Origin of the sequence: Streptomyces sp. URMC 126 (assembly GCF_051386555.1) — a bacterium.
GTDB lineage: Bacteria > Actinomycetota > Actinomycetes > Streptomycetales > Streptomycetaceae > Streptomyces.
Map to the genome: position 1 here is coordinate 1 of NZ_JBPQTX010000304.1, position 8271 is coordinate 8271.

At 75.6% G+C, this 8271-nt stretch carries 9 protein-coding genes; 7 read left to right on the forward strand and 2 right to left on the reverse strand.

From position 1 onward, the window contains the following. Positions 1–100: 100 nt before the first annotated feature. From egtD to ACSNOK_RS27225, 4 genes are all read left to right on the forward strand, one after another. Positions 101–1114 (forward strand): L-histidine N(alpha)-methyltransferase, encoded by a 1014-nt coding sequence (gene egtD / locus ACSNOK_RS27210; RefSeq protein WP_436783429.1) that lies wholly within the window; start codon positions 101–103, stop codon positions 1112–1114. A gap of 112 nt (positions 1115–1226) precedes the next feature. Beyond that, complete coding sequence (locus ACSNOK_RS27215; protein WP_436783430.1) at positions 1227–1718, forward strand: universal stress protein; 492 nt, start codon at positions 1227–1229, stop codon at positions 1716–1718. Positions 1719–1909: 191 nt separating this feature from the next. After that, a complete protein-coding gene (locus ACSNOK_RS27220) occupies positions 1910–2566 on the forward strand; it encodes an ABC transporter ATP-binding protein (RefSeq protein ID WP_436783431.1) in 657 nt (218 codons plus the stop codon). Further along, entirely contained in the window at positions 2559–4298 is a 1740-nt protein-coding gene (locus ACSNOK_RS27225; protein WP_436783432.1) for a hypothetical protein, read from the forward strand. The genes ACSNOK_RS27220 and ACSNOK_RS27225 overlap by 8 nt, the downstream gene beginning before the upstream one ends. 59 nt (positions 4299–4357) lie before the next feature. Here the strand turns inward: ACSNOK_RS27225 and ACSNOK_RS27230 are convergent, their stop codons facing one another. Next, on the reverse strand, positions 4358–4576 hold the full coding sequence (locus tag ACSNOK_RS27230; RefSeq protein ID WP_436783433.1) for a dodecin: 219 nt from the start codon (positions 4574–4576) through the stop codon (positions 4358–4360). 379 nt (positions 4577–4955) lie between these two features. On the opposite strand from ACSNOK_RS27230, the gene ACSNOK_RS27235 reads away from it, so the two are divergent. From ACSNOK_RS27235 to ACSNOK_RS27245, 3 genes are all read left to right on the forward strand, one after another. Continuing rightward, on the forward strand, positions 4956–5081 hold the full coding sequence (locus tag ACSNOK_RS27235) for a hypothetical protein (RefSeq protein WP_436783434.1): 126 nt from the start codon (positions 4956–4958) through the stop codon (positions 5079–5081). Between the two features lie 726 nt (positions 5082–5807). Continuing rightward, positions 5808–7001, forward strand: a complete 1194-nt coding sequence (locus tag ACSNOK_RS27240) for a serine hydrolase domain-containing protein (protein WP_436783435.1) — start codon at positions 5808–5810, stop codon at positions 6999–7001. A 64-nt stretch (positions 7002–7065) separates the two neighbouring features. Then, complete coding sequence (locus ACSNOK_RS27245; RefSeq protein WP_436783436.1) at positions 7066–7665, forward strand: helix-turn-helix domain-containing protein; 600 nt, start codon at positions 7066–7068, stop codon at positions 7663–7665. A 16-nt stretch (positions 7666–7681) separates the two neighbouring features. Here ACSNOK_RS27245 and ACSNOK_RS27250 read toward each other — a convergent pair. Then, the coding region (locus ACSNOK_RS27250; protein ID WP_436783437.1) for a (2Fe-2S)-binding protein at positions 7682–8271 on the reverse strand (590 nt) is incomplete at its 5' end.

The following is an 8271-nucleotide window of genomic DNA, read 5'->3' on the forward strand; positions in this document are numbered from 1 at the left end:
TCGCGTCCCGTACCGCCGCCAGCAGCGCCCGGGCCCGGACCACCCGCACCAGGTCGGCGAAGGACGGGTCCGCCCGCCGTACGCGCAAGGAGCCCCTTCCGTGAGCCAGTTCGTCCTCTCCCGCACCCTCCCGTCCGACGCGACCGCCGCCGCCCTGCGCGCCGACGTCGCCGAGGGGCTGACCCGCTCGCCCAAGGTGCTCCCGCCGAAGTGGTTCTACGACGCGCGGGGCAGCGCGCTCTTCGACGAGATCACCCTGTTGCCCGAGTACTACCCGACCCGCGCCGAACGGGAGATCCTGCGCGCCCGGGCGGCCGGCATCGCCGCCGCCACCGGCGCCCGGACGCTCGTCGAACTCGGCTCCGGCTCCTCCGAGAAGACCCGCCACCTGATCCGGGCCCTGCCCTCGCTCGACCACTACGTGCCGGTGGACGTCAGCGAGAGCGCCCTGTCCGGGGCCGCCGCCACCCTGCTCGCCGAACACCCCGGCCTGCGCGTGCACGCGCTCGTCGCCGACTTCCAGTACGGCCTGACGCTGCCGGACACCCCGGGGCCGCGGCTGCTGGCGTTCCTCGGCGGCACCATCGGCAACCTGCTGCCCGCGGAACGGGCCGAGTTCCTGGCCGGCCTGCGCGCCGGCATGGCACCGGGCGACGCCCTGCTGCTCGGCACCGACCTGGTGAAGGACGAGCGGGAACTGGTCGCGGCGTACGACGACGCGCGGGGGGTGACGGCTGCCTTCAACAAGAACGTCCTCGCGGTCGTCAACCGGGAGCTGGGCGCCGACTTCGACCCCGCCGACTTCGCGCACGTCGCCCTGTGGGACGCCCGCCACGAGTGGATCGAGATGCGGCTGCGGGCCCGCCGCCCCGTCCTGGCCAAGATCCCGGCCCTGGACCTGGCCGTCCGGTTCGCCGCCGGGGAGGAGCTGCGGACGGAGGTCTCGGCGAAGTTCCGCAGGGAGGGGGTAGGGGCGGAACTGGCGACGGCCGGGCTGGAGTTGCGGCACTGGTGGACGGACGAGGCGGGCCGGTTCGCGCTGTCGCTGTCGGTGCCCGCCGGACGGGCGGACGGGCGCGCCCCGGGCGCGGAACCCGGCCCGTCCGCCGTGTGAGGACGAGCGGTCGGGCCGCGCGAAAGGGGGTCCGACGGCACAGCACCGGCGGACGGCGAGAGGGCGGGGCCCGGGGCACAGCCCGTCGTGGGCGCCCGAGTAACCTGACCCCGTGAACCACGAGCAGCGCACGCCCGAGCACGGCAGCCTCCCGAGCGGCTTCGAACGCGGAACCGACGGACCCAAGGTCATCGTCGTCGGGGTGGACGGCTCCGAGTCCTCCTGGCGCGCCGCCGCCTACGCCGCCGGGCTGGCCCGCCGGCAGAACGCGATGCTCGCCATCGTCTACGTCCAGCCGGTCCTGGTGGGCGGTGCGGCGTTCGGGGCCCCGGTGGCCGAGGTGACCGAGGAGGTCGCCGAGGAGCTGCTCGCGGAGATCCGCGCCACCACGGAGCGGCTGCGCGGCCTCTACCCGCACGCCATGCGCTGGGAGTTCCACACGTTCCGCGGCGACCCGTACTCGGGCCTGGTGCAGGCGGCCGACGACCTCAAGGCCGACGCGGTGGTCGTCGGCGCGTCGGAGCAGGCGGGCCACCGCATCGTCGGCTCGGTCGCGGTCCGCCTGGTGAAGGCGGGGCGGTGGCCGGTGACGGTCGTTCCGTAGACGACCGGCGGGAGCATGCGCCGCGGGGGAAGGGGGCCCGTACGCGCGGACGCGGAGAGACGTGTCACGGAGGAGCGTGTCGCGGAGAGAGGCGCGCCATCGCGCCGCTCCCGGGCACGCCCCACCCGCCTCTCCCGTACCCCCATCAGCACAAGCGCACCACCAGCACCACCCAGGGGAGGAACCCCACCATGACCGAGCCCCCGTCCGGGACACCGCTTCTCCGGATGACGGACGTCGGCCGCGACTACGGCGACCGCACGGTGCTCCGCTCCGTGCACCTGACGTTGTCGCCCGCCGAGTGCGTGGCCGTGACCGGCCCCAACGGCTCGGGCAAGTCGACGCTGTTGCGGCTGGCCACCGGCCGGGAACGGCCCACGACGGGCGAGGTGCTGTTCGACGGCGTGCCCGTGCGGGAGGACGACCCCGCCGTGCGGCGCCGGCTCGCCGCCGTCATGGACGCCGCTTCCTTCTACCCCGACCTGACCGTCCGTGAGCACCTGATGTTCGTCGCGCTGGCGCACGGTCTGGGCGGAACGGCGGAGGAGGCGGTGACGCGGGTTCTCGCGGACCACCGGCTGACGGAACGGGCGGACGTACTGCCGGACGCCCTGTCCTCCGGGCAGACGCAGCAGATGCTGCTGGCGGCGGCGTTCCTGCGCCCGCACGACCTGCTGGTGCTCGACGAGCCCGAGCTGGGCCGCCGGCTGCGCGCCCACAAGGCGGCGGGGACCGCGATCCTGCTCGTCACCCACCACGACGACGTGGCCGCAGCGGTCGCCGACCGTGTTCTGGACCTGGCCTCCGGCACGTTCCGTGCGGCGGCGGAGGCGGTGTCCGGTGCCTGACGCGCTCCCGGACGGGCCGCCGGCGGCGGCGTCCGCCGGCCCAGCGGGCTCCCGGGCCGCCCTGGAGTTCCTGCGCCGGGCCCGCCGTGAGGAGAGCCGCCAGCGCCGGCGCGACGGCGCGGTGACGCTCTACGGCATCGCCCTGACGGCCGTCGTCTGGGTACCGGCGCTGATCGCCGTCGTCCGGGCCGCGAACGCCGCATGGGCCCACGGCGCTCTGGTCGAACGGGCCGTGGCCGGCCTGCCGGTGACCGTCCCCGTCCTCGGTGCCGCCGCGTTCCACGCGCTGGTCCGCGGCGCGGCCTGGCGGGGACCGGTCCTGCTCGACCTGCCCACCGTCCGGTGGGCCCTGCCGCACCCCGTGGACCGGGGCCGGCTGCTGCTGCCCCGGTTCGCGAAGGCGACCGGCCTCACCGGGGCCGTCGGCGCGGCGGCGGGGGCGGTGCTGGGCGCGGTGCTGGGGATGTCGGCGGGGGCGCCGGCGGAGATCCCGGCAGGGGCCGCGGCCGGAGCCGCGGCCCACCCGCTCGACGCCGCCGACCGCGCGTGGGCCGTGGGAGCGGGGGCGTGGGGCGGCGCGGCCGTCGCGCTCACCGCCGCGGGGTGCGGCGCGCTCGTCGAACGGTACGACGAGCGGTGGCGGGGCCGGGGCCGTCTCACCCGCGTCCTCGGCGCGACGGCCTCCGCGACGGTCCTCGCGGGCGTGGCGCTCTCAGTGGTGCTGACGGCGGGCGGGAACACGGGCCCCTGGCCCGGCCGGGTCCTCCTCTGGTCGGGCCCGTGGGGCTGGTCGGCGCAGCCGCTCGTGGCGGCCGTGGGCGGCCCGGCCCCGGGGTGGCCGGCGGCCCTCGCGCTGTCGGCGGTGTCGACGGCGGCGGTCCTGGCGACCGCGGCGCGGGCGGTGCCGCGGATACCCGCGTCGGCCCTGCGCACCCGGGCCACCGTCGCGGAACGAATGACCGCCTCCCTGTTCTCCCTGGAGCTGCGGCAGGCGCGGCTGGCGACCCGGACCGGACGCGCGGCGGGATCGCGCCCGGCCCTGCGGCTGCCGGTGCCGCGCCGGCGGTGGCTGCTCCTGCCGTGGCGCGACGCCACCGCGCTGCTCCGGGCGCCGGACCGGCCGGCCCGGGCCCTGGTCTGGCTCACGGCGGCGGTGGCGCTGACCGCCTTTGCCCCGGCCGCCGCCCGCACCACTCCACGGGTCGTCCTCGCGGTTCTCGCCCTCACGGCCGCCTACCTGTCGGCCGCCCAACTGACCGAGCCCGCCCGCCTGGACAGCGACGACCTCCGTCGCCGCGCCCAGCTCCCGTACTCCTCCGGCGCCCTGGCCCTGTGGCACGCCGTCGTCCCGGCCGCCCTGCTCGTACCGGCTCTGGCGGCCGGCGCGGGGGTGGCGGTGGCGGCCGGCCGGGGCAACACCGGGCTCGCGGTGCTCGTCGGCTGCGTCCCCGCGCTGGTCGGAGCGGCCCTCGTCAGCGCCTACCGGGGAGCGCTGCCGCCGCGCGCGGTGGTCGGGACGGACACGCCGTTCGGCAACACCGCCGTCTTCCAACTGGCCGGCTGGTACCTCCGCGGCCCCCTCGGCGCCCTGGCCACCACCGCCCCCGCGCTCGCCCTCGTCCTCCTCCACCGGGGCCCCGCCCCGGCGGCCCTGGCCGGCTGGCTCGCGGCGGCGGGCGGCGCGCAACTGTGGTGGGCCCGTCACACGGCCAGACGCCTCCACGACGCCTGACCGCCCGGGCCCACCAGCCGCGTCCCTAGTCCGGTGCCGCAGCGGGTGCTGACCGCCGCCTAGCCGCCGGTGTCCTCCAACCGGAAGCCGACCTTCATACCGACCTGAAAGTGGGCCAGTCGCCCGTTCTCGACGTGGCCGCGGATCTCCGTCACTTCGAACCAATCGACTTGGCGGAGGCTCTCGCAGGCACGGCCGATGCCGTTCCGGACGGCCGAGTCGATTCCTTCGGTGGACGACCCCACGATCTCGGTGACTCGGTAAACGTGGTCTCCCATGCCGACCGCTCCTTCGTTCCGATGCACTCCACAGTGCACGGAACCGGAAGCCGGCGCGAGTCGAGGCGGCAGCCCGGCGTTCCGGGTGGGTCCGGGCAGGCCGGGGCGCCGTCGCGGCGGCTGACGCTGGTGAAACCGACGCCCCCTCCGGCCGGCCGCTCGATCGGGTGCTTCTTCTGCCATCGTCCAGCGCCTTCGCCAGGCCGCCCTGTCCGTCACCGCCGCCCTGCGCGTTGCCGGCGGCAGTACCGCGAGCGCACAGGCGGCGAACGGGCAGTTCGCATACGTCCGGTCCGACACGGGGGCGAACGAGACGACCGCCAACCCGCCGAACGACCGGCGCCTGTCCCTTCCCGGTAGCGTCGGCAAGGCCGCCGACATGACGGACACCGCGGCGACCGTCTACGCGGACGCCTCCTGTGGGCAGCCGCCGGCCCTCATCGGCGCGGGGGCGAGCCGGCAGTCGCCCGGAACCCCGGCCAGGAGCGTGCGCTTCGGCTCGTGACACCGAGTTCCCTGCCCCACGTTCCCGGCACCACGTTCCTGACACCCCGGGAGAACGGCGCGGCCCTCCTGGAGCGGAAGCCCGTGGCGGCGAGCACCTCGGGCCCCGGACACGTCAGTTCGCGGACCTGCACCGCACCGACCTGGATTCCCTGAAGGCGGCCCACTCGGCGCCGTGGTAGCCGGCGTCGCCGATGAGGTCCGGGGACGTCGGCCTCGCTGCGGATCGCAGCGCCGTCGGCGGCGCACATCCCTACCGGTACGCCGTGCATCGTCCGCAGGGTGGTCATCGGTCCTCCGTGGAGGGGATGGTGCCGGAAGGTGGTCGACACAGCCTGTCACGCCAGGCGCCCCGGCCGGGCACCGCCCGCCAGGGCCATCCTCCGATGCCCCGGAAGCCCGGACCGGAGTGCGGACAGGAGCGACGTGCCACCGGCCGCCGCGTCGACCTGGACCGGCCGCAGGGACGGCGTCCGGAAGAGGGCGTCCGAGGAGACCGTCCCCGTATGCCCGGGGCCGCGCTCAGCACCATCGACCGGGGCTGGACGGGCCGTTCGCGGGCGGGTCCCCCGTTCCCTAGGGGACGGTGTCCTCCCCGAGCATGATCAACTATGCGGTACCGGGCGCCAAGCTTGGTGATCGCGCGCGGACGCGCGTACTCAGCGGTGGCCGCCGGTTCCGAGGCGGCCCCCGGCCCACACCCCTCCGAAAGGGCCCAGGCGCCTCCATGACCCCCCAGCACCGTCGCCGCACCACCGTCCTCACCGCCCTGCTCTCCGCTTCTCTGCTGGCCCCGGCGGCACCGGCGCTCGCGGCCCCGGCCGGGGCCGTCGGGTCCGGCCCCGCCGACCGGGCCGGCCTGCGGCGGGCGCTGCGGGCGGTGGTGGCCGACGGCATACCCGGTGTGGTCGCGGAGGTCCGCGACGAACACGGAGTCTGGCGTGACGCGGCCGGGGTGGAGGACCTGAAGACCGGGCGACGGCCGTCCGCCGACGACCGGTTCCGCGCGGGCAGCGTCACCAAGAGCATGGTCGCCACGGTGGTGCTGCAGTTGGCGGCCGAGAAGCGTGTCGGCCTGGACGACCGCGTCGACCGCCACCTCCCGGGCGTCATCCCGGCCGATCACCACGGCGGGCAGATCACCGTGCGTCAACTCCTCCACCACACCAGCGGACTTCCCAACTACACCGACGTGCTGGTGAGGAACATCCAGGGCGACTTCGACAAGCTGCGCACCGGCCACCGGACCCCGCGCGACCTGATCGCCCTGGCCCTCACCGAGAAGTCCCGCTTCACGCCCGGCGAGAAGGGAAAGTGGGAGTATTCCAACACCAATTACGTGGTGCTGGGGCTGCTGGTGGAGCGCCTCACCGGCCACACGCTCGGCCAGGAGATCGACCGGCGCCTCGTCCGGCCGCTGCGCCTGAAGAACACCTCCGTCCCGTCGGGCCCCCGGCTGACCAGCCGCCACCTGCACGGCTACGAGCGCTACCCCCGCCCGACCGCGCCGTACGCCGACATCACCGAGTACGACGCGAACGTCTTCTGGGGCGCGGGCAACGTCGTCTCCGACACCCACGACCTGAACACTTTCTTCCGCGCCCTCGCCGACGGCAGGCTGCTGCCCGCCGCGCTGGACAAGGAGATGCGCCGGCTGACACCGGACGGCCCGGACCGCCCGGGCCGGTCCTACGGGCTGGGCCTGGAGGGCAACACCACCCTCTGCCGGAACGGCACGCTCGCGCTGGGGCACACGGGCAGCGTGCCGGGGTACAGCACGTTCAGCTTCGGCACGGCGGACGGCCGACGGCAGGTGACCCTGGCCCTCGGCAGCAATCCCGACATCACCCGGAACACCAAGGCGGGGACGGACGCCTTCCGCTTCCTGAGCGCCGCACTCTGCGGGGACCACGGAAAATGACCGCGCTCCCTCTCCCGGCAACCCTGGTTGCCACTCCGGGGACTCGCGGGGTAGCAAGGAACACATGGACCACTCACCAGCCATCGCCCGCGCCCTGAACGAGGTCGGCCCGCGGCTGAAGCGTCTCCGCACCGAGCGCGGGGTGACCCTGTCCGCGCTCTCCGAGGCCACCGGCATCTCCAAGAGCACCCTGTCACGGCTGGAATCCGGCCTGCGCCGGCCCAGCCTGGAACTGCTGCTGCCCATCGCGCAGGCACACCAAGTGCCGCTGGACGAGCTGGTCGGCGCCCCGGAGGTCGGCGACCCCCGCGTCCGGATGACGCCCCGGCGGGTGAACGGCCAGGTCGTCGTCCCCCTCACCCGGCAGCCGGGCCCCCTCCAGACCTTCAAGTCGGTGCTCCCCGCGAGCCGGACGACACCGGAGCCCTGCACCCACGAGGGGTACGAATGGCTCTACGTCCTCTCGGGCCGGCTGCGCCTGGTACTCGCCGACCACGACCTGGTCCTCGGCCCGGGCGAGGCCGCCGAGTTCGACACCCGGCTGCCGCACTGGTTCGGCACCACGGGCGAGGGACCGGTCGAGATACTCAGCATCTTCGGGCGGCAGGGCGAGCGGATACACGTCCGCGCCAAGCCGCGCGCCCGCGACAAGGGTGCCGACTGAGGCGCGACGGCGACCGTCAGTCGCGGGAGGCCCCGGCGGCCCGGGGCGGATGGCGCAGCACGCAGTCGCCGCACATGCCGCCGCCGGAGGGCACGCGGTAGTACAGGCAGCAGGTCGTGCGGACGAACTCCGGCCCGGCGGCCGGGCCGACGGTCAGCCCGCCGGTCCCCGCCAGCAGCGGGTGCTCCAGCAGCTCGCGGGCGTACGCGAGCGCCCGCGCCGCCTCCTCGGTCCGTCCCCGCTCCGCACACCAGGTGTGCAGCGCCCGCAGCGCGCCGCCGAGCGACGAGCCCGCGTTCCCCCACAGGACCCGCGACGAGACGGGCACGACGTCCCTGACCAGGTCGTGCAGCGGGACGAGGCGTCCCTCGACCACCGTGGCGACGATCCCGGCCACCGGGTCCGTACCGGACGGCAGCGGCGGCGCCTCCGGCAGCCACAGGTCGTCGGGCGCCGTCAGCAGCGGGTTCCACCGGAGCGCGGCACCGCTGAGGTCCGGCACCCGGCCGCCGAGCACGGCGGCGCCCAGCGCCACCGACAGCAGCCGCCCGGCGATCCCCTGGAACGCCACGGACCCCGCCACCCGCCGCTCCCCCGTCCCCAGCC